Raw genomic sequence first — 19,826 nt, 5'->3', positions numbered from 1 at the left:
GTTGCCGTTCTGGAAGCCGTCGTGCAGCTGGAGGTCGTTGCCCTCGGAGCACTCGTCCGGACCGAAGTCCAGCGGCGGGGGCGCCGACGGCGGCGCGCTGGTGGCGGGCTGGTTGGGCGCGCCGGGGTTGTTACCGCCGCCGCCGTTGCCGTTGCTGACGGTGCAGGTGGCCAATGCCTGAAGCCCTTGCGGCCGCGGCCCGGCCCGGTCGATCGCGATGGTGATCCGGTCGAGCGCCGCGCGGCGCTTGTCGGCCAGCGGGCCGAGGATGGCGTTCTGCACGAAGTTCGGACCGCCCTGGCCGGCGCTCGAGGCAAGCCGCCGGTTGGCTTCGGCGATCTGCGTCTCCAGCTGGGCGAGGTTGCGGTCCACCTCCTCGCGGGCCCGCGCCGGCACCTCCGGTAGGCGGTCGGCGACGGTGGGACAGGAGATCGTCGGCGTGCTGCTCACCTGGGTGGTGCAGGCCTGGCCGTCACCCCAGTAGTTGCGGACCGTGCGGCCGTTCTGCCGGCTTTCGGTGACGTTCTGCTGCCCGGCGGGCGCGGTGCCGTTCGGAGCGGGTCGGCACTGGGCCGCCGCGGGACGGTTGCGATCGCGGTTGCTCCCCGCGTTGGACACCTGGGTGACCGCGATGACGCCGCCGAAGACGGCGAGGGTGCCGATGATCGCGATGATCCGGTTTCTGCGCGTGGACAGGAGACCCTTTTGCCGTCGTGCCGACCTGTACATGGTGCACCTTTTTCTGGAAGCCGAGCGCGGCTCTCGTTCGCTGAGTGCAGCCACCATATGAGTCAGCATTGAGCTTCCGCCAAGCTGCAAATGATGATTTAAAGCTACGCGGCGATTCCTTAACGACGATTTATGGAATCACCATTCAACCGCTCAGATCATCCGTTCGGCCGATGCCTGGGGGTCGAGGACACGCGCCAGCTTTTCGGGAGTACGCACCGCGCCGGCGTCCCGCGCGACGATACCCTGCGTGCCGCTCACCGTCACTACCTTCGCACCGTCGGGTGATGCGAGACGGAGCGGCAGCGGCACGGGCGCTGACGCCGGCGGGCTTTTCGTGGGGCGGTGGGCAGCCTAGAGTTGGGGCTGGCGTTGACCGGGCGTGGGTGTGCGTCCGGGCGGGAGGCGCAACCCGCCCGGAGTCCACCGCCACCCGCCGTCCGGGGCCGCGCCGCTGCATGCACCGGACCGGTCTCCTCGCGCCGTCCATCGCTCTTACAGGAGAGGGACATGGCCCGACCGATCACGCTGTTCACCGGCCAGTGGGCCGATCTGCCATTCGAGGAGATGTGCCGGCTGGCCTCCGACTGGGGCTACGACGGCCTGGAGATCGCCTGCTGGGGCGACCACTTCGAAGTGGACAAGGCGGTAAACGAAGACGGGTACGTCGAGCGCAAGCGCGAGACGCTCGCCAAGTACAACCTCCAGGTCTTCGCGATCTCCAACCACCTCGTCGGGCAGGCGGTCTGCGACCACCCCATCGACGAGCGCCACCAGGGCATCCTGCCCGCCCGCATCTGGGGCGACGGCTCGCCAGAGGGTGTGCGGCAGCGGGCGGCAGCGGAGCTTGCCGACACGGCTCGCGCGGCGGCCAAGCTGGGCGTCCGCACCGTCGTCGGCTTCACCGGCTCGTCGATCTGGCACACCCTGGCCATGTTCCCGCCGGTGCCGCCCTCGATGATCGAAAAGGGATACGAAGACTTCGCCAACCGGTGGAACCCGATCCTCGACGTCTTCGACGAGGAGGGCGTCCGCTTCGCACACGAGGTGCACCCCAGCGAGATCGCGTACGACTACTGGACCACCAAGCGCACGCTCGAGGCGATCGGTCACCGCCCCGCCTTCGGGCTCAACTGGGACCCGTCGCACTTCGTGTGGCAGGAGCTCGACCCGGTCAACTTCATCTTCGACTTCGCCGACCGCATCTACCACGTCGACTGCAAGGACGCGAAGGTCCGCACGGGCGACGGCCGCCGCGGCCGCCTCTCCTCCCACCTGCCCTGGGCCGACATGCGCCGCGGCTGGGACTTCGTCTCCACCGGCCACGGCGACGTGCCGTGGGAAGACTGCTTCCGCGCGCTCAACGCGATCGGCTACGACGGCCCGATCTCCATCGAGTGGGAAGACGCCGGCATGGACCGGCTCGTCGGCGCGCCCGAGGCGCTCCAGTTCGTGCGCCGCCTGGCCTTCGACGCACCCCAGGCAGCGTTCGACGCGGCCTTCTCGAGCAAAGACTGACCCTCGTCGGGTACACGGATGGGCCCGGCCACCGCGGCCGGGCCCATCCTTCTGTGCGGGGTCACATGGTTGCTGTTCGCGATCCGACCCGACGGGTCAGATGGTGCTGTTGTTGCGATTCGCGCTCGCGGATCCGGTGGAGGTGGTCGACGCCGTCAGCGCGTCGTCCGTGTGCCCGGTGAGCTTCTCGCCGACCCGGGTGTGGGCCAAGCGGTCCTTGCCCTCCTCGTAGAGGCGGTTGGCCTGCGCCTGCGCGACGCCGGCGGCCTCCTGCACCGTGGGGTGGTCCCACACCTTACGGGCGTTGAGGACCAGCTCCTCGTACTTCTCCCGGCCGGCGCGGGCACCCAGGACGAAGCCCGCAGCCAGCCCGCCGATGAACCACAGCTTTCCGCGCATAGCGGCTCCTTCCCAGTGGTCTTCTACACGGGGTACGTACCCATCCTGCCTCGCGTCCATGCACCCTTGGGCCCCGAGCGGCAGAATGTCCCGATTTGGCACTGGCGTGTCCCGGGTAACCCTGTAGCCCCACGCCCCACACCGTCCTGTACTCTTGTGCAGTCGCGCGGCGCCGGAGCGATCCGATGCCAGCTCGATCCCCCATAGCTCAATTGGCAGAGCAGCCGGCTGTTAACCGGCAGGTTTTTGGTTCGAGTCCAAATGGGGGAGCTCACGCTTCCAATGGGCCCGCTCGTCCGGTTCGGCCGCGGCCTTCCCCAGCCGGCGGGTCAGTGGCCGCTAGCACCGCCTGCGGGATACGATCCCCGCGCCAGCAGGGGGCGGTAGCTCAGCAGGTTAGAGCAGGGGACTCATAATCCCTCGGTCGCGGGTTCGAGTCCCGCCCGCCCCACAAGTACTGACCTGGGATTATGTCCGGCCTGGTGATCCAGTTGATCTGCTCGGGACCTGGATTGCTAGGGAAATGCTAGGGATCTTGCTCTGCTACGCGCTCTTCCGCGTCTTCAGTGGGACGAGCGCTGCCGCCGCTTCTGCGGCGTCCCGGCCTACCGTGCCGATGAGGTGGCCGTAGGTGTCGTTCGTGATCTTGATTGAGCTGTGCCGGAGACGCTTGCTGACGATCGCGATGTCGACGCCGGCGGCGAGCTGGAGGCTGGCCGCGAGGTGGCGCAGCTTGTGCAATGAGATCTTGGGCAGTCCGTGACGGGCGACGAGCTTCTCGAACCGGTAGGTGACGAAGTCCGGGTGCTGGCCGGAGCCGTCCTCGCGGGTGAAGACGAGCCCGGTGTCCTGCCAGGCCGGCCCCCAGGCGAGCCGCTCTTCGAGCTGCTGCTTTCGCCACACCCGGAGGACCTCGGCCGTGCCTTCGTCGATGTCGACCATCGACTCCGACCCGTCCGTTTTCGGCCTGGACTCCACCACCTTGTGCCGGGCGGCGGTCCGCTGCCAGGCCACGTCGACAACGCAGGCGTCCAGGTCGACGTCGCACCAGCGCAGCCCGCAGAGTTCACCCCGCCGCAGCCCGGCGAACGCCGCCAGGTGCAGCATCGGATACAGCCGCTCACCGTCGGCTGCGATGGCATCGAGGAACTCGCCGAGCTGCTCCGGCTCCCAGACCTTCACCCGTGGGCGGGCGCCTCGAGCGACGTCGGCGAGGGCCGCGACGTTGCGGGACACCTCGCCCGCTCGTAGCGCGGCGTTGAGCGCGCTACGCAGCGTCGCCCGCACACGCTGGGCCGTGACCGGGCTGAACGGCCGCGGCACCGGAACCCGCCGGGCCTTTACCGGACGCTTGCCCGCCGCGGCCCGTTCGGCGTTTACCGCGTCGGCTTCGGCCTGGAGCCGCTCGTTGGTCTCCTTCGCCGTTTACCGCGTCGGCTTCGGCCTGGAGCCGCTCGTTGGTCTCCTTCGCCGTTTACCGCGTCGGCTTCGGCCTGGAGCCGCTCGTTGGTCTCCTTCGCCGTTTACCGCGTCGGCTTCGGCCTGGAGCCGCTCGTTGGTCTCCTTCGCCTCGGCGATGCGCTCGTCGTGCTCGCTCCGGATGTCGATGAGCATCCTGGTGACATGCTGTGGGCGTAGATCGATCAGGCGCAGATGGCCGAGGTAAGGGATCAGGTAGTTGTCGACGTGACCGCGATAGCCGACCTCGGTGGTTGGCCGGATCGCTTCTGCGCCGACCTTGCCGTCCAGCCAGTCGGTGAGCCATGCCCCGACGGTCTGCTTGCCGTCGGTGGGCAGGGTGCCGGCCTGGTCAGCGGCGAGGATCTCGGCACGGGCCTCTACGGCGGCCTTGGCGCTGGAAAAGCCGCCCTTGGTCCATTGTCGGCGTTTGCCGTTGGGGCCGGCGGACAGCTCGACGTGGTACGCCCAGGAGTGGGTCTTGCAGACCTTGCCCTGCGGCGGGCAGCCGGCGTCGCAGCGCTGGAACACGCCCTTGCCGTACTTCGGCGATCTTCGGTTCACTTCCTCTCCTTCGCGGGTAGCAGGTTAAGTTTCTTGGCCCTGCGTGACCAGTTCCTCAACTGGCCGTCGGTGACGTCGCCGAAGCCTCGGGCCTTGAGTTGGCCGGTGACGTACGGCCACGGCTTGCGAGCTGGCTCACCTCCTTGTGCCTTCGCTTCGTGATAGAGGGCGGCGACCGTCGCTACGAAGTCGTCACCCCGCTCTGCTGGGCGGCCCGGCCGCTTCGGCGGTGTTTTGACGCTGCTCCGGCGCGCCGCGGTGGTCCTCTTGACGGTCGGTGCGGTCCACGCGCCTTCGCGCCGGGTCGCCTCGACGATCTCCGCGACCCGCAACGAGCGGAGGACGGCGGCGGTCAGCACGCCGCCGGTCGGCTGTACACGTGCTCGGCCGTCGCTGGTGAACGCGCGCAGGTCCAGGCCGACCGGGGTTGCCGTGCCGTCTATGTCCGCCCAGTGCACGGTCAGGTGCCATTGGTGCCCGTCGGAGTCGGTGTGAATTTGTGAAATCGCGCCGAGCTGGCGGGCCATACATGGTCCTCTTGTCATCGTTGTGGGCTGAATATAGCGTAAGTGATGACAAACCATGAGCACAATCTATCGCTCTGGCAAATACTACCGGCGTTCCCCTTGTCCACTATGGATACCGCGGCTGTTCGTGTGAGCCGACGGCTCCTGTCGTCACCTGGTCGGTGATGCCGAGCGCGTTCAGCACAGCAGCGCGCGTGACGCGTAGGTACCGTCCAAGGTGCAGCACCGGGACCGGGAAGCGGCCTTCGCGGGCAAGGCGGTAAGCCTCGTCGCGGCCGACGCCGAACGCGCGACCGGCGGTCGGGACGTCCACCGTTACGGGCCAGGCCCGGATCTCGTCGGGAGTCGGTACTCGCTTGCTCACGGCTGCCTCCTGCTCGTCACTGCCTGGCCGATCCCCGCGCTCGGTGCTGACGCTGTGCCCAGCCAAGGCGCAGCTCGGTCCCGGCCCTTGACGTCGAGGATGACGCGCAAGGGTTAGCGGCGTCGCGACCAGTGGCAGCCGGTAGCGGATGCGCTGACACGTGTTGGTGTGGCCCGCTACGAGCCGTTAGTAGGCGCCGGAAAAGTTGGCACGTCCGTGCCGGCTCGTCCGGTCGAACTGGCTGGGCGTCCGAGCAGGAGCGCTACGGGCTACCGGCAGCGCTACGGGGGCTGCAGAAGCTCTACCCCGCGCCTGGTGACGACAGACAACACCTGCGCCAGCGTGTTGACGACACGACATCCGACCTAACGCCCACGCCCGCCGCTACCCTCGCTACCAGCGTCAGGACGCCGGGGCGCGACCTCCACTTCTGGTCGCTTCCGCTTCCGCACCGCCGGGCTGGCCGTGCGGAACGGAACCAGGAAGCGGAAGCCGGGCCGTTCCGGAACGCCCGGCGGGGCACGCGGAACGGCCGTCGGAATGGCCGGACGGTTCCGGCCGGCGGCCCGGAGGGGTGCCAGTTGACACCGGCCCCGTCCGCAAGCGCCGAAGCGGCCCCCGGAACGGCCAGAGCTGGCAGCGGTCGAGCGACCGCTACAGGGTTAGCGGACCCATTAGCGCCGCAGGTCACTGGCTCTTCGCGTATCCGGGAGCGCTACGGGTAACGCCACCGTGGTAACGGCGCGCCGGCAGCGCTACCAGCCGCCGCCATAGGCCGACCCGGGCGCCGTACGCTTCCACTTCCGTTCGCTTGGCGAGCGGAACTGGAAGCGGAACCAGGAAGCGCACGCCGCGCCGTTCCGCCGTTCTACCCCATCGCGTGCGGCAGGACGCCCGGTCCGTTCCGGAGGGTGCCGGCATTCCGGCGGCATGGGTGGAACGGCCCACCCGGAACGGGCGGGCCGTTCCGGCACGCTGGCCTCGGAACAGCCGGGCGGCATTCATCCCGGCTGGGCCGGCTCGGCCGCCGGCGCGGTCTCAAGGTGGACCTGGTGGAGCCGCCCGGCACCGAGTGCCGCGAGCCGACCGGTTCGGGTGACCAGATTCCCGCCGACATGGGCCGTTACGTGTCTTGGCCGGTACAGCCGAATCGGAGCCAAGCGCATCTGCCGCCCGTGCGCCCGCGCGAGTTCGAGGTGCCCGCAGCCACGTCGAGCGTGCCGTGCCCGGACCCCGACCGCTAACCCGTAGCGCCCGCGCGTAGTTGATCTTGGGTGAGCAAGTTGAAGGGTCTTGCAACAACACGTGCCGACCGAGCGCGGTCAGCAGGTGTTGTTGGCGGGCCACCGTCGTGCGGCGGGGCACCCGTAGCGCGTTACGGCAACGGTTCCGCTAACCCCCAGCGCCGACGATTCCCTTAGCGGCGAACAGTTCGCCGGGAGGGACGGTCGGTTGTGGACGGGCAGGCGCACGGCGAGTGGGCTCGCGTCCCGCGTCAGCGGGCTGGCCGTGATCGCCGGCACGAGTTCCCGGGCCGCACGTTGCGGATAAGCCCGAGTTTCACCGTCGCTGAGCACGCGGAGGTGGCTGCCGCCGCCCGCCGGGCCGGGTTGACCCCGACCGGGTTCTGCGCCGTGGCGGCGCTGGCCGCCGCGCGGGGCGAGACGGCCACGGTCGAGCCCGAGCGGCTGGAGTTCGAGGCCCTAGCCGGGGTGCAGGTGGAGCTGTTCGACCTGCGCACGGCCGTGAACCGGGTCGGCACGAACCTCAACCAGGCCGTTGCCGCGTTCAACAGCAGCGGGCAGGCGCCTGTATGGCTGTGCACCGTGGTGACGATGTGCGGGCGGACCCTCGGTGCCGTGGATGAGGTGATCGCGGCGTTGCACCGGCGGGTCCAGTGATACCCGCAGTCCACTCACGCGGCCGGAACGTCGGTGGCCTGTTGCGGTACCTGTTCGGGCCGGGCCGCCGGGAGGAGCACACCGACGCGCACCTGATCGCGGCGTGGGACGGGGCGGGCAGCCTAGCCGAGCTAGAGCCGCCGACCGACGCGGCCGGCCGCCGGGATGTACGCCGGCTGACGGAGCTGTTGGAGCAGCCGGTCGCGGTGGGGTGGAAGCCGCCGGCCCGCCCGGTGTGGCACTGTTCAATCCGTACACACCCCACCGACCGGATACTGACGGATGCGCAGTGGGCGCACATCGCCGGTGAGGTGATGGCCGCCGTAGGGTTGGCCCCGTACGGCGATACCCGGGCGGTGCGGTGGCTCGCGGTGCGCCACGCTCCGGACCATGTGCACGTGGTGGCCACGACGGTGCGCCAGGACCGGCGCACCGCGTGGATCAGCTACGACAAGCGCAAGGCGCAGGCCGCGTGCCGGGACCTGGAGGAGCGCTATGGGCTGTACCGGGTGGCGCCTGCCGGTGCCGGGTCGCGCCGATGGCCCAGCTCGGCCGAGCTGAACAAGGCCGCCCGACTGGACGCCAAGACTGGCAGCGCCAGGCCAGGCGAGCGGGCGGGGCCCACGGTGGCGCCGCGTGAGGTGCTGCGTCGTCGAGTGCGCGAGGTGGCCGCCATCGCCACGGACGAGGTGGATTTCTTCGCCCGGCTCCAGCAGGCGGGCGTGCTGGTCAGGCTTCGGTGCAGTGCGCGTGACCCGGGGCGGGTAATCGGGTACGCGGTCGGGTTGGACGCGCATGTCACCGCGGTCGGTACCACGGTGTGGTACGGCGGGGGCCGCCTCGCCCCGGACCTGACGTTGCCACGACTGCGGTCCCGGTGGGCCGGGACACCACCGCGAGGCGGGAACGCGGCGCGGCTCGCCGCGACCGGGATGATCCCGCCGCAAGTGTCCCGCCGCGCGGCCGAGACGGTGCGGGACGCCGCCGCCGCGATGCGCGCGGCGCCGATTTCCGGCCTCGCCTCAGCCATCGCGTACGCCGCCGCCGACCTGCTGACTGCCACCGCACGGGCGTGGGAAGGCGAGGCGGGTGGGCCGCTGACCGACGCGGCCGACTGGTTCGACCGCGCCGCCCATGACCTATGCGGCCGGGTGCCGTCACGCCGGGTCTGGCAGGCAGGACACCTGCGCAGCATGGCCCGGCTCATCGCCGTCTTAGGCGCGGTATCCCGGGACCAGGACACTACGGCCGCCCTGCACCTGATCTACACCCTCGCCGCGTTGGCGGAGAGCCTGGCCGACTTGCGCCAGGCACAGGACCGACTGGATCAGGCCCGCGACGCCCGCCGCGCCGCTGAGCAGCTTCGCACCTACCGGCCGCGGTTCGAGCCGGCAGCACCAGCCACGGTGGACCTGCCTATGGTTCGGCCGCTGGTAGCGGACCTGTTGTCGGCCGAGCGCCGCGCCCGGCAACGCTGACCCACCACAGCCGAGACTCGGACCGCTACATGGGGGCCGCCCGCGAGGTTCTAACGGTTGAGTCGTGATAGTGATCGGGTGCCCCGGCGTTCAACTCGGACAGGCTCCACCATGGATCAGTTTCCACCCGGGTCAGGGTACGGCGTCGGTTCCCGCATTCGCCGGTGCTGCGACCTGTGCAAGGTGATGCTCAAGCTTCGGGATTAGGTGGTGCATCGTCTCCTGCTCACGGCCAACTCCGGTTCTGGCCACCTGTGCGGCCAAGTCTCTCAGCATCGGATGTCCGTTGGTGGCCAGGCGTGAGGCGAGGGCGCGTTGTTCTTCGTCTTGTTCCAGGAATGCCGAGGCCGCGTGTAGTTCGACGGTCATGAAGATCGGCGTGACCGCGACGCCGGAGCGGGCCTGGACATCTCCGACGATCGCGACGCCGTGCGCGTCCAGGTCAGACCAGCAGACAGTGGGTTTGTCGATGAGCTTGACGAGGCTTACCAGGCTGTTGTTGACGTAGCCATGCCCCCAAAGGCACAGCCAGGTGTCGGGAACGTCGGAGTGGCGGCATATCGCTTCGAACGTGTCGAGGTTCTCGACGATCAGGACTCCGTGGATGTCCGAGTAGTCGAGGGTGCCGAACTGTTGTGCGCTGCGGGCTGGGATCGCGACCCATGGACGTGCTGCGGAGGCGTCCACGATGACGTCGTCGCCTGTCCACCGTAGCGGCCCGCGGAGCCGGACCTCCGGCTCCGCAGTCTCTACCGCTTGGTCGAAGGGCACGCCGATGATGCGTTCAAAGGCCGCGATGCGCGCGTCGGTCCAGGCTTTGGACCAGCCGAGTTCTTTGGCTGCCAGTTCGCGGGCGGAGAGTCTCTCGTCGTTGGCGGTGGCGCGGTACCAGCCAGCCGCTGCGCGCAGGGCTGCGTCGTAGACGGACCATTTCGTCGTTCGAGCACGTGTGCCCTCTGGTACACGGAGCGGACTGCCGTGGGGCGCCGCGGAGAGGCGGGCGTGCTCGTCGGCTAGTTCGTTGGTTGAGAAGATCGCGGCGAGGAGGGTGTGCCGCGCGTGATCGGGTTCGAGCTTGCCGAGCGTGTGGCGGACCTCGTCGCGACGGCCGTCCGCGATCTGTGCCCGGTAGGCTCGCCAGTGGTAGAGCGCCGCGGTGCCTTCGACCTTCTCCTCCAGCCGTAGCACCCCACACGTGGCGAGTATCGCCGCCACCTGCTCCTCTTCCGGGCGAACGAATACGCCGGTGATCGATTCAGTGGGCAGTGCGCGTCGCAGCAGGGCGCGGGCAGCAGTGGCGGCGGCCGGGTCGAGGCGGGAGATGACCGTGTGCGCCTCTTCGGTGGCTGCTACCGGATGGATGCGTCGGCCGTGGGCGTACTTGCGGCCGATCCGGACGCCTTCGGTGTCGCTCGAACGTGCCATTCGTGTGGCCCTAAATGAGTGGCTGTTGTAGTGATCGGAATCGTTCTTCGAGTTGACCGGCGCCAAGCCGGGACATCAACCGGACGGGCGGGCTGAACGCCGCGCCTGGCTCTCGCGGCAGGAAACTTACTTGCACGTCACACCAGTCCGCTTCTTCGTCGGTGTCTTTGGCGTTGGTCGGGGCACTCAGCACGAACTGCACCTTGGTTCCGAGATTCCGCATGATTTCGATGATCTGGCTGTTGTTGGTTCCGTCCAAGTGTGCCTTGTGCTCGTCGACGATCAGGAGGTCCGCGGTGCGCCCCAAACTCATGGCTGCGAGCAGCAGCAGAATCGAGATCTTGGTCCCTTGGCCTCCGGAGTGGCTGTCGTCTTGGTATGAGACGGGGTTCTCGCCTGCTTTGTGTGCCACCAGGACGTCAACGCCATATTCGTCGGGGACATCTCCGGGAACGAGTCGAATATCCCCGACGATTCCAGCGATCTGGCAGATCTCGATGAACCGGGCACGTAATTCCCGGACCACAGCGCGAATATGCTCGTCGTAGCTTGCGCGGGCGCTTTGGACGAGCCTGGCCCGCTTCTCCATCTCTCCGCTCTTGTCCGTGATGAGTTCTTCGACACTAACCAGACGGTCCTTTTCTGCCTCGTGCTGGCTCACGATGATCGGATCGCGAACGTCGAGCGGGTACCGTGCGGTGTCCGCCACGTCGAGGGCGAGCCGGTCGCGTTCGAGTTGAAGCTCCGCCGGCTTCAGCCGGGCCGTCTCAGTGCCTGTGTACTGTGGCGGAAGCGGATGATCGGCAAGGTCGATCTCACATGCGACTCGTTTCTTGTTGAGCACCTCCAACTCGGTGACGGCTTGCTCACCCTCGCTCTTCCTGGCCTTGGCCTTCTCGGCCAGCTTGTTGACTTCGGCCTTGTCGCGTTCGATCCGCCCGAGCAGTTCGCGCTCCTGCCGGCCGACCCTTGTGAGTTCGTTTCCGATCATGTTGCGTCCGAGCCTGATGCGTGCTAGGTCGCCGCAGGCGACTCGAAAGTCGAGTCTTGTTGATTCGAGTCCACGGACCGTTTCAGACAGTGCGTATGCCTGGCTCAGGCGATAGCGTAGCGACGGTACCGCGGCGTCGATCTCGTCGGATTGTCGCCGCGCCTGGTCGGCGGCATTTTCGAGTTGCGCCATCGTGCGGGCGCGGGCGTCGGGATGAAGCACCGGATCGCGTACGGGGGTGAGCCGGGAGACCACAGGGCCATGCCGCATGCCGTTAGTGGTAGTTGCAGGGGTGCCATTCGCGTTCAAATGCCCGACCTCGTCCATGTTGGCGGCCGCTGTCGCGTCGAGGTGTGCGAGGAGGCCGTGTAACTCGGGCGGCGCGGCGGTCGTGAGGATGTCGAGCGGTGCGCCCGTGCCGCGGCGGATGATGGGCCAGGTGTAGGCCGCGTCAATCGCCTGCTGGCATGCGGACCGGTACTGGCCGTCGGGCACGAGGATGCCCCAGATGGTGTCACCGAGTGCGGCTTGCATGTGCTCGGCATGGGCGTCGTCGTCCGCGGTGGCTTCAAGAAGATCACCGACGGTCGACGCGCTCACGCCGATTGCCCGTAGTTGGTCGAGGAAGGCGCGTACCGCAGGCGGTGCCAGGGTTCCGCCCCGGCGGATGCGTTCGCCATCCGCGTGGCTGCGTTCATGATCTCCACCGGCATCCTGGCGCGCATGGAGAGCCGCGGCCAGTTCGGCCTCGGCTTCGACGACTTGTGCATCGACGTCCGGGACGGTGAGCCCTCCGGTTGCCGCCCGTGCGGAGCGCAGCTCATCCCAAGCGCGGGCGAAGCGTTCGCGGGCCTGTCCGTACATGGTGTTGGCCTCGGAGAGATCACCTTCCAGCGCCTTGCGGCATCGCGTGACACCCGGAAGCTGCTGGGTCAGCAGGGCCAGGTCTTGTTCAGCTGTGCGGTGCTCGCGCTGCAACTCCTCCGCTTCCTGGTGCAGCCGCGCTTGGTCGGCCTCCTTGGACTTGATCTCCCTCTTGATTGCGTCCAGGTCGTTGTCGGCTTCGAAATGGCGTGCTGCGGGTAGTAGAACCTCGTCGATCTCGGTGAGCCTCGTCCTGTCACGCATCCAGGCGCGATGCTGACTCAGCTGAATCCCGAGGCGTTCGACGTCGATCTGCTTCTGCTCGTATCGCCGCTTGGCGTCACGGTGCGCGATGACGGCTTCGTCGTGTTTCACCTTGGCCAGCCGGAACTTTTCCAGAGTCTCTTGCCGTCCGGTCAAGTCGAGCAGCCGCTTCATCAGCCCGCTGGGGCGCTCGGCAACGAGCCGGTCGGTCGCGCCTTGCGGCAGGGCCAGGACTCCCCGGAGGGCTTTGGTGACCCCCGCTCGGGTGAGAATGGTGTCGTACTGGTCCGGGCCTTTCCACTTGCTCTCCGGGTAGCGCTCCATGAGGTCATCGAGTTCGGCGTTGACGTCGGCGCCCCACGTCACGCGGCCGGGCAGGAAAAGGTACTGACGTTTGTCGCCCCGTACGCGGCAGACCACGGTCACGTGTTCGACGTCGAGTCCGGGTCCGGCAACGGCAAACACGCGGTGCGACTGCCCGGGGTGCCTCGGGTTGGCGAAGGTTGCCCGCAGCCATGCTTGGTCGGCTGGTACGCCGGAAGGCTTGCCGTTGAAGATGTAGCTTCCCGGCGTGCGGTGTCCGGACAGGTCGCTCACGCCGAGGATGATCTTCAAGCCGTCGAGCCAGCAGCTCTTCCCGGAGCCGTTCGGACCTACGGCCATCGTGATCCCGGGCGCGGCGAGTGGAATGATGTCCGGCCGCATCGAGCCCCAGTAGACGAACTGCGCCTCCTCAATCTGCGGCATCGTCACTCCCGCCGTCGACCGTCGTACCAGTGGCCTCCTCGCCCGCTTCGCTGTCGGCTCCACCTGTTGCGCGCTGCGCGCGCAGCAGCCTCTGGTGTCGCAGCAGCAGCCGGCGCGCCTGCTCGCTGGCGCGGACCTCATCCAACGCGTCCATCATTGGCCCCGCAAGCAGCTGACCGTCGCGTTGGACGAGGAACCGGGTTCGCTTCAGCTTCGTTATGGAGATCTCGATGGACCGTGGGTGAAGCGTGGGAAGCTGACCGATGATGTCGGCTTGATCGAGGGGAACCTCGACGACGGTGTCCTCCTCCGGGAACAGTCCATCCTCGTCGAGAGGCAGGCGTGAGTTCTCCATAGGCAGGAACCGCAGATGCAGCCAGCAGACCGCGAGCACCGCAAGGTCCTTCGTGTCGAGTGCCTGCGGCGAGTTGTTGAGATTGATGTCCGGCAGCGCGCGTGACAAGCGGGCGGTCCAGCAGTCGAAATGGTGAGAATAGATCAGCTCGCAGCCGACCTCGCTGAGCCGAAGTTCTACCTCCTGGCGTACGTCGTCGTCGCGAAGTTCTGGCACCTCACGGGCGGGCAGCATGGCCACGAGAAGGGCGCCGCTGATCTCAGTCGGCGTCATCGGCGGCTCCAGCCGAAGGGCTTCTTACCCAGGTCGCCGACATCCAGCCGACATCGAACATGTCCAACCGTAGAAGGTCGGTTCTGGCGTCCAGTACGGCGCGGAGAGTGCCGTCGCCGCTCGGTCCGTGCCTCGACCACGCCTCGACGGCCTGGACGTTGCGTCGCAGGGCCTCGTCCCAGCCGTTGTCCACCACCCAGTCGGACAGCAGCGCGCTGCCGGATGCGGCCAACCGTTCCAGCGCGCTGACCGCTCGGTCGACGGGGTTGTCGCCGACGGTCAACGGAGCACGAATCGACAGTGCGCTCGGCGGGGGAGGCGGCAGCGGACGCTCCCGGATCCGCCCAAGGTAATCGTCCAAGGCGGTGAATGCCGCGACCGTGTTGACGGCTGACAGGAAGACCGGACTGCGGGCGCTGTCTCTCACCAAGTCGGCAAGCTCCTCCACGCCGGTTTCTTCGATGGCCTTACGCAGATCTTGGCGATCCACCCGTAGCGTCCCACGAAGACGCAGGTCAGCGCGGCGGGACAAGTGCGTGACGACCTCGTCAGCAAGCCGCCCGACGCTCGCGATGACGTCATGCGCCCGTTGATCGTGCTCCAGGAAAAGAGGATCACCCTGGAACCGCGCGAACATGTCTTGCTGCTCCTCAAGCAGCGTTTGCATGTCCTGGACGTGTGTCCCGGCCATACGCGCCGCTTCCAGCAGCGCCTCTTCGGAGAAGTCGTTCAGCAGACCGCGTAGCTCCTCATAATCGAGTTCAAGGACCGCAATGGCGTTGAGGAACGCCTCGTAGGCCATCTGCGACGGCGCGTTCATCGCTTCCGCCAGCCGCATCGTGGCGGACAAGACCTTGATGATCCGGCTGTAGTCCACGCCGGTTGTGGTGAGCGCACCGCACACCGCGGCCACAACCCTCGCTTCGCGAGTGAGCTGATAGACGCTGGTGCGGCTGTCGTAGGACAGCAGTTCGGCGGTACGCAAATCTTGAACCAGCCGCGACACGGACAGCGGATCCATCCACGCAACGCAGTCCTGTATCACCCGGATCGACAGTCGAGCCCGTGGCTGCGTCGCCAGCTCACGCAGAATCGCAACCCGGTACCGGGCAAGCGGCCCCCGCCCCACCAGACGGGCAAACAGTCCGATAATTGGCAATGCTTGATCGACAACGGGCAGTGGTGTGAGATCTTCATGGATAAGCAGCGTCGGCGTCCAACTATCTGCACTGCGATCCTGCCCGTAGCCATCCGGGTCGACCCGAGGTCCATCGATCACGCATTGACGATAGCGGCTGAACGGTGCGTGAACCATGGGCAGGAAGCACCACCGTTCCGGGCCCCATGGCGTCTCGTGAGGTCGCGGATCCCGCATCCAGCACACATGGTGCAACTGGACAGTTAAACGTAGACGGCGGTGAGGCCGGCACCGACGGCCATGCCGTACTGACTGTGCCGCGGTGTCAACGCGAGTGCGTGCCGGGGCGCCGCGCTGGCGCAACACGATCCTGGCAGACGTGAGTGCCGGCCGGCGAGCTATAATCGTCGATGCCGAGGCTCGGCACGGACTTACAAATCTCGATATTCGCCGCACCGACGAACAACGATTATCACCGACGCCACCACGATCCGCGTCGACTGACCAATCACCTGCGGCCTCTCTGAATCTCAGGACTTCTTCGCTTTCCGCGCTATCTCCAGCTTGACGTCTGCCGTCGCTTGCCCCTGCGCATGGCCAGTGGGCGATCCGGTAGTACCCGCCGTTCCTGACGAAGGAGCTCCTCATGACCACGACCGCCTCCGACCTGCTGGTTGTCGGGCTCGACCTGGCCACCGGCAAAGAAGTGCACATCGACGACGCGCCACTGTCCGTGTGGCACGCGAAGAGTTTCCGACGCGGTGACGCCACCCTGATCTGCCATCACTGCTATATCGGTGACCAGACCCCGGCCGGCACCATAGTTCCGCTCGTCGTCCGCGGTCGCCACCAGGGCGTCCGTCGCGCGCACTTTGCCCATCCACCCGGTATGGCTCCGGCGGGCGGACACCGTCCCGAAACCCTCTGGCACAGCGCGGGCAAGCACCTCGTCGCCCGCTGGGCCGCAGCCCTACCAAATATCCAGGCCGTTCAGTCCGAGCATTGGCTCGTCGACGGCAGCCGCCGCGCCGACGTGATGGTCACGTTCACCGGCGGCGCCCAGCTCGCGGTCGAACTCCAGCACCAACTCCTACCCGACCCGGACTGGGTGGCCCGCCATCATGCCTACACAGACCGCGGCATCGCCGACGTCTGGCTGTGGCATCCCAGCATCAGGCACGACCCGCGGATCGTGCTGCGCGAGGGCCTGCCCCTCTGGAAGCTCGATGTCGATGCGGCACGACTGGCTATCGGGTACGGCGCGCCCCACCGCGCGGGCCAGGATTGGTACCTTGCGGCCGACCCCGGTGTCTACGACTGGCACCACCCGCCATGCCCCGGCGACGACATCGCTTTCGCGTTCCGGCCACTGACCCAGTTTCGCCTCGATACGGAGGGCATCCTGCTGCCCATCGACGTTGCAGCGCTGCTCGACAGTGAGCGCAACTTGCGTCGTGCGGAAGCCGTACCGGAAGCCGCCCGGCGCGACCCCGGCACCTCCGGCCGGCAGACCCCTGCCACCGTCTGCCTCGACCCACCCATACCGGCCGCATCCCTTGCGCAGGGCAGGCGATCGACAATACGCATCGACTGCTATTGACACTCGCTCGATCAGCGCGCCCGACGCCATATGCGCTACACCCGCCCCATCTGGCGCCATACAAATCGCCCAAATTGTCATAGCGGTCTCTATGGCGCGTGTTGTCTAGGATTTGTCCAGGGTGGCCGCGCGGACAGCCGTCACCCGCCGGGCGGCTGTCCGCCCGGTGGCGGAATCATCCACGTTGCCAGATCCCACAGCGACTGTAAATCTCTGCAGCAGCGTCCAGCGCAGCGTCTCGTCGGCGACCGCGTGGGAGGGGCCGGACCGGGGGACATCGATCAGAGTCGGGCGAACGCTGCTGCCAGCTGGATCGCGTCGTGGACATCGTCGGTGGCCACCGACCGGAAGGCGTTGGTGCAGCACGGCTGACCGTCCGCCATGATGGGTTGGTGCGCAAGCCGGTTCTGTATGTCGTCGCTTGTGGCGGGCGTCCCGCCGGCGACCTGCCCAGCTATATCCCCACGTTGCAGCAGGACGGCTGGGAGGTGTGTGTCATCGTCACGCCGTCCGGGCGGAAGTTCGTCGACGCCCCTGTGTTAGCGGAGATCACGGGACACGTCGTGCGGTATGACTACAAGCAGCCGGATGAGCCGGATGTGCTGCCACGCCCGGACGCGCTCGCCGTCGCACCGGCGACCTTCAATACGATCAACAAGCTCGCTGGCGGTAGCAGCGACACCCTGGCGCTTGGGATTTTGAATGAGGCGATTGGGCTGGGGCTGCCAATTGTGGCGGTGCCGACGCCAAACGTCGCCCTCGCGAGGCACCCAGCCTTTCGGGCCAGCGTTCGATCACTTCGGGAGTGGGGTGTGACGTTGATCTTCGATCCTGAGGTCTATCCTTTGCCGACGCCGGACATGGGTCCATCGGCCGCTGAGCTGTTTCCGTGGGACGCACTCCTGGCTCATCTGAAGGACGTTCGCGAGCAGGTGGCCGCGCGACTTTCAGGTAGCGATGGATAGGGATTTGAGGCGGGGATGGCCGTGCGCGGTGACCACATCGGAATTCGGGTCCGGCATTGGCGGCTGAAGCGAAGCCTCAGCCAACGCCAACTGGCGGGGCTCGCCGGTGTCAGTCAGGGGTATATCGCGCAGATCGAAGCCGGCACAAAGGCGGTCGACAAACGCAGCTTGCAGGTTGCCCTCGCCGGAGCTCTACAGGTGTCGGTCGCTGACCTGACCGGCCAGCCTTACGATCCGCAGACCATCGAGCACACCGCCGCGGCTGGTGCCGTCCCCTCAGTCCGGGCAGCACTGCTGGCTCTGGCGCTCGACGATCGTCGCGAGCCGCGGCGGTCGATCGACGAGCTGCGCCAGGCGACTGCGGTGGCAGCGGACCTTCACAACGCCTGTCGATACGATCAGCTCGTCCCGATGCTGCCTGATCTGCTGCGCGACCTCTACTCGTTCGGCGACGAGCCCGCGGCGCTGCGGCTGCTCTCCTGGACCACGTACGCCGCGACGTTCGCGGCCAAGTACCTGGGCTATCCCGATCTCGCCCTGCTGGCCTCCGGCCAGGCTTCCCGGACTGCTAGCCGGTTGGGCGACCCGGCGTGGCTCGGTGTGGCTGAGTTCGCGATGGTCCATTCGCTCCCGCCGGAGAGCAAGGACCTCGCCGCGCGCCGGTTGCCAAGAGCGATCGCGCAACTCGAGCCGTCGTCAGGCGACGGTGCGGCGGCGCAGGTCTATGGGATGCTTCATTTCACCGCCGCGTTGTTCTCAGCCGTGTCTGGCGATAGCTCCAACGCGTACGCCCACCTTAATGAGGCGGATCAAGTCGCGGCCAGGACTGGTGAAGGTAACTTCGCGCAGATGTGGTTCGGCCCGACCAACGCCAAGATTTGGCGTGCTGGTGTCTACGCCGAGTTGGGCGACGGCGGTCGAGCACTGAAGCTCGCCGACGTTAATGTCAGCCATATCGGCGCCCGCGCACGTAAGGCGACCTACTTCGCGGACCTCGGCAGGGCGCTGGCTCAGACGAAGAGGCATGACCGGGAAGCGCTGACGTATCTGCTGCGTGCCGAGTCGATCGCGCCGCAACGGGTCCGGCTGTCACCGCCGGTTCGGGAAACGGTCGGCGCGATGTTGCGGCGTGCACGCAAGGCCGCCGGGGGCCGGGATTTGCAGGATCTTGCGACGCGGCTGGGCACAGTCTGATTACCACAGGTAATCAAATTCCCGCGCAATTCGCCTAGCTTCCTTCTTGGCACGGAGCCGACAGCTAACTGTCGGCTCGCGGTGCCCAGTTGTCCCCGGGTGAGGAGGCTTTGACATGCCTGCGCTAAATCGTGCGGCACGAGAAGCCGATCGTGAGCACGGAGGTAAGCGTGCCATCGCGTCGTGATCGTGACGAGTCGTCGCTGCGGTCGCGGTGGCTGGGTCGCGGGTTGCGTGAGCTGCGTGAGGATCGTGGGCTGACACTGAAGTACGTCGCCAACGTCCTGGGTGTGCAGTTCGCCGATCTCGCGGCTCATGAGCACGGGCGGCAGGTGTTCGTGTTCGACAAGGTAGCCGCGCTGTTGGACGTGTACGGGATCCACGACCGGGTCGAGCGTGATCACCTGCTAGGGCTGGCGCGTCAGGTGTTCCGGCTACCGCGGTGGCAGGACGACTTCGCCGGACCCGACCTGGACGTGTCCATGTTGGACTACCTGTGGCTGGAGTCGGTCGCGCACCGGATCTGCTGCTACGGACCAGTGCTGATGCCGCCGCTGCTGCGGACGCCGGAGTACGTGGAGGCGGTCATCCGCTGTGAGGTGAAGGACATCTCGGACATGCAGGTGGGCTGGTGGGTACAGACCTACCGGGACCGGCAGGAGACCGTGGAGAACGGCCGAGTAACCGACGTCCGCGCGGTGCTCGCCGAATCCGTACTCCGCCGACCGGTCGGCGGCGCCGCCCGCACACTGCCCGGCCAGCTCGGATACCTAACCAAGCTGCGCCGCAGCGACCGCATCCAAGTCCGGGTCCTACCGGACGAGGCCAGCTACGTGCCTTGGGCGGATGGCTGGTTCACGCTGTTCGAGCTGCCTGAGCCCTATTCGCGGCGGGTGGCTTGCGCCGGCCACGTCCGTGGCGTGGCCATCCATGAGGGTGCGGTGGCCGAGGTGTATGCGGGGATGTTCGACCGGCTCTGGGACGCCGCCACCACGCAGGTCGAGTCGGCGGCGTTGATCGGCGGCCTCGCCATCGACCTACCCATCGAATCGAACAGTTAAGGAGAGGGGCA

The 19,826-nt window shown here is 67.4% G+C and carries 16 protein-coding genes, 2 tRNA genes and 1 pseudogene; 9 read left to right on the top strand and 10 right to left on the bottom strand.

Annotated elements, in window-relative coordinates; all coding sequences use genetic code 11:
- Nucleotides 1-729: pseudogene (locus ACTMTJ_RS26640) on the bottom strand (hypothetical protein); the annotation flags it as partial.
- A 510-nt stretch (nt 730-1,239) separates the two neighbouring features.
- On the opposite strand from ACTMTJ_RS26640, the gene ACTMTJ_RS26635 reads away from it, so the two are divergent.
- Nucleotides 1,240-2,247, top strand: coding sequence for a sugar phosphate isomerase/epimerase family protein (locus ACTMTJ_RS26635; RefSeq protein ID WP_441220557.1), 1,008 nt, complete (start codon nt 1,240-1,242; stop codon nt 2,245-2,247).
- Nucleotides 2,248-2,343: 96 nt separating this feature from the next.
- Here the strand turns inward: ACTMTJ_RS26635 and ACTMTJ_RS26630 are convergent, their stop codons facing one another.
- Nucleotides 2,344-2,646 carry a hypothetical protein gene (locus ACTMTJ_RS26630; protein WP_441220555.1) on the bottom strand — a complete coding sequence of 101 codons (303 nt, stop codon included), beginning with the start codon at nt 2,644-2,646 and terminating at the stop codon, nt 2,344-2,346.
- A gap of 197 nt (nt 2,647-2,843) precedes the next feature.
- Here ACTMTJ_RS26630 and ACTMTJ_RS26625 point away from each other — a divergent pair.
- Together ACTMTJ_RS26625 and ACTMTJ_RS26620 are read left to right on the top strand one after the other, a co-directional pair.
- Nucleotides 2,844-2,916 (top strand) — tRNA-Asn (locus ACTMTJ_RS26625).
- 107 nt (nt 2,917-3,023) lie between these two features.
- Nucleotides 3,024-3,097, top strand: a tRNA-Ile gene (locus tag ACTMTJ_RS26620).
- A 92-nt stretch (nt 3,098-3,189) separates the two neighbouring features.
- Here the strand turns inward: ACTMTJ_RS26620 and ACTMTJ_RS26615 are convergent.
- The 4 genes from ACTMTJ_RS26615 to ACTMTJ_RS26600 all read right to left on the bottom strand — a co-directional run bounded on the left by ACTMTJ_RS26615 (nt 3,190) and on the right by ACTMTJ_RS26600 (nt 5,559).
- Nucleotides 3,190-3,969 (bottom strand): tyrosine-type recombinase/integrase, encoded by a 780-nt coding sequence (locus tag ACTMTJ_RS26615; protein WP_441220553.1) that lies wholly within the window; start codon nt 3,967-3,969, stop codon nt 3,190-3,192.
- Between the two features lie 102 nt (nt 3,970-4,071).
- Complete coding sequence (locus tag ACTMTJ_RS26610) at nt 4,072-4,668, bottom strand: Arm DNA-binding domain-containing protein (protein ID WP_441220551.1); 597 nt, start codon at nt 4,666-4,668, stop codon at nt 4,072-4,074.
- Complete coding sequence (locus ACTMTJ_RS26605) at nt 4,665-5,195, bottom strand: hypothetical protein (RefSeq protein WP_441220549.1); 531 nt, start codon at nt 5,193-5,195, stop codon at nt 4,665-4,667. The genes ACTMTJ_RS26610 and ACTMTJ_RS26605 overlap by 4 nt, the downstream gene beginning before the upstream one ends.
- Before the next feature lie 106 nt (nt 5,196-5,301).
- A complete protein-coding gene (locus ACTMTJ_RS26600; RefSeq protein WP_441220548.1) occupies nt 5,302-5,559 on the bottom strand; it encodes a DNA-binding protein in 258 nt (85 codons plus the stop codon).
- Between the two features lie 1,583 nt (nt 5,560-7,142).
- Between ACTMTJ_RS26600 and ACTMTJ_RS26595 the strand changes: the two genes are divergently transcribed.
- Together ACTMTJ_RS26595 and ACTMTJ_RS26590 are read left to right on the top strand one after the other, a co-directional pair.
- Entirely contained in the window at nt 7,143-7,460 is a 318-nt protein-coding gene (locus tag ACTMTJ_RS26595; protein ID WP_441220546.1) for a hypothetical protein, read from the top strand.
- 41 nt (nt 7,461-7,501) lie between these two features.
- Entirely contained in the window at nt 7,502-8,938 is a 1,437-nt protein-coding gene (locus ACTMTJ_RS26590; RefSeq protein ID WP_441220544.1) for a relaxase/mobilization nuclease domain-containing protein, read from the top strand.
- A 132-nt stretch (nt 8,939-9,070) separates the two neighbouring features.
- Here the strand turns inward: ACTMTJ_RS26590 and ACTMTJ_RS26585 are convergent, their stop codons facing one another.
- Genes ACTMTJ_RS26585 through ACTMTJ_RS26570 form a run of 4 tightly spaced genes read right to left on the bottom strand, consistent with a single transcriptional unit; the run spans nt 9,071 to nt 15,136 of the window.
- Nucleotides 9,071-10,363: a Wadjet anti-phage system protein JetD domain-containing protein gene (locus tag ACTMTJ_RS26585; protein ID WP_441220540.1), complete on the bottom strand. Its 1,293-nt coding sequence runs from the start codon at nt 10,361-10,363 to the stop codon at nt 9,071-9,073.
- A 10-nt stretch (nt 10,364-10,373) separates the two neighbouring features.
- Nucleotides 10,374-13,229: a hypothetical protein gene (locus ACTMTJ_RS26580; protein WP_441220539.1), complete on the bottom strand. Its 2,856-nt coding sequence runs from the start codon at nt 13,227-13,229 to the stop codon at nt 10,374-10,376.
- Complete coding sequence (locus ACTMTJ_RS26575) at nt 13,216-13,857, bottom strand: hypothetical protein (protein ID WP_441220537.1); 642 nt, start codon at nt 13,855-13,857, stop codon at nt 13,216-13,218. The genes ACTMTJ_RS26580 and ACTMTJ_RS26575 overlap by 14 nt, the downstream gene beginning before the upstream one ends.
- Entirely contained in the window at nt 13,844-15,136 is a 1,293-nt protein-coding gene (locus ACTMTJ_RS26570; RefSeq protein ID WP_441220535.1) for a hypothetical protein, read from the bottom strand. Before ACTMTJ_RS26570 ends, ACTMTJ_RS26575 begins: the two co-directional genes overlap by 14 nt.
- A gap of 505 nt (nt 15,137-15,641) precedes the next feature.
- On the opposite strand from ACTMTJ_RS26570, the gene ACTMTJ_RS26565 reads away from it, so the two are divergent.
- The 4 genes from ACTMTJ_RS26565 to ACTMTJ_RS26550 all read left to right on the top strand — a co-directional run bounded on the left by ACTMTJ_RS26565 (nt 15,642) and on the right by ACTMTJ_RS26550 (nt 19,815).
- A complete protein-coding gene (locus ACTMTJ_RS26565; protein ID WP_441220534.1) occupies nt 15,642-16,595 on the top strand; it encodes a competence protein CoiA family protein in 954 nt (317 codons plus the stop codon).
- A gap of 320 nt (nt 16,596-16,915) precedes the next feature.
- A complete protein-coding gene (locus ACTMTJ_RS26560; protein WP_441220532.1) occupies nt 16,916-17,560 on the top strand; it encodes a flavoprotein in 645 nt (214 codons plus the stop codon).
- A 15-nt stretch (nt 17,561-17,575) separates the two neighbouring features.
- On the top strand, nt 17,576-18,754 hold the full coding sequence (locus ACTMTJ_RS26555) for a helix-turn-helix domain-containing protein (RefSeq protein ID WP_441220530.1): 1,179 nt from the start codon (nt 17,576-17,578) through the stop codon (nt 18,752-18,754).
- Between the two features lie 152 nt (nt 18,755-18,906).
- Entirely contained in the window at nt 18,907-19,815 is a 909-nt protein-coding gene (locus tag ACTMTJ_RS26550; RefSeq protein ID WP_441220528.1) for a helix-turn-helix domain-containing protein, read from the top strand.
- Nucleotides 19,816-19,826 lie beyond the last annotated feature (11 nt).

It is taken from the genome of Phytohabitans sp. LJ34 (assembly GCF_052068095.1).
In the GTDB taxonomy this organism is placed as follows: Bacteria; Actinomycetota; Actinomycetes; order Mycobacteriales; family Micromonosporaceae; genus Phytohabitans.
The sequence above is the reverse complement of the archived record's forward strand: the minus strand, read 5'-3'. Positions and strand labels throughout refer to the sequence as shown.

What these genes read in the sequence shown, in the direction of transcription:
- ACTMTJ_RS26635 (WP_441220557.1), top strand. Translation starts at nt 1,240, where the DNA reads ATGGCCCGACCGATCACGCTGTTCACCGGCCAGTGGGCCGATCTGCCA.
- ACTMTJ_RS26630 (WP_441220555.1), bottom strand. Translation starts at nt 2,646, where the DNA reads ATGCGCGGAAAGCTGTGGTTCATCGGCGGGCTGGCTGCGGGCTTCGTC.
- ACTMTJ_RS26580 (WP_441220539.1), bottom strand. Translation starts at nt 13,229, where the DNA reads ATGCCGCAGATTGAGGAGGCGCAGTTCGTCTACTGGGGCTCGATGCGG.
- ACTMTJ_RS26565 (WP_441220534.1), top strand. Translation starts at nt 15,642, where the DNA reads ATGACCACGACCGCCTCCGACCTGCTGGTTGTCGGGCTCGACCTGGCC.
- ACTMTJ_RS26575 (WP_441220537.1), bottom strand. Translation starts at nt 13,857, where the DNA reads ATGACGCCGACTGAGATCAGCGGCGCCCTTCTCGTGGCCATGCTGCCC.
- ACTMTJ_RS26605 (WP_441220549.1), bottom strand. Translation starts at nt 5,195, where the DNA reads ATGGCCCGCCAGCTCGGCGCGATTTCACAAATTCACACCGACTCCGAC.
- ACTMTJ_RS26585 (WP_441220540.1), bottom strand. Translation starts at nt 10,363, where the DNA reads ATGGCACGTTCGAGCGACACCGAAGGCGTCCGGATCGGCCGCAAGTAC.
- ACTMTJ_RS26555 (WP_441220530.1), top strand. Translation starts at nt 17,576, where the DNA reads ATGGCCGTGCGCGGTGACCACATCGGAATTCGGGTCCGGCATTGGCGG.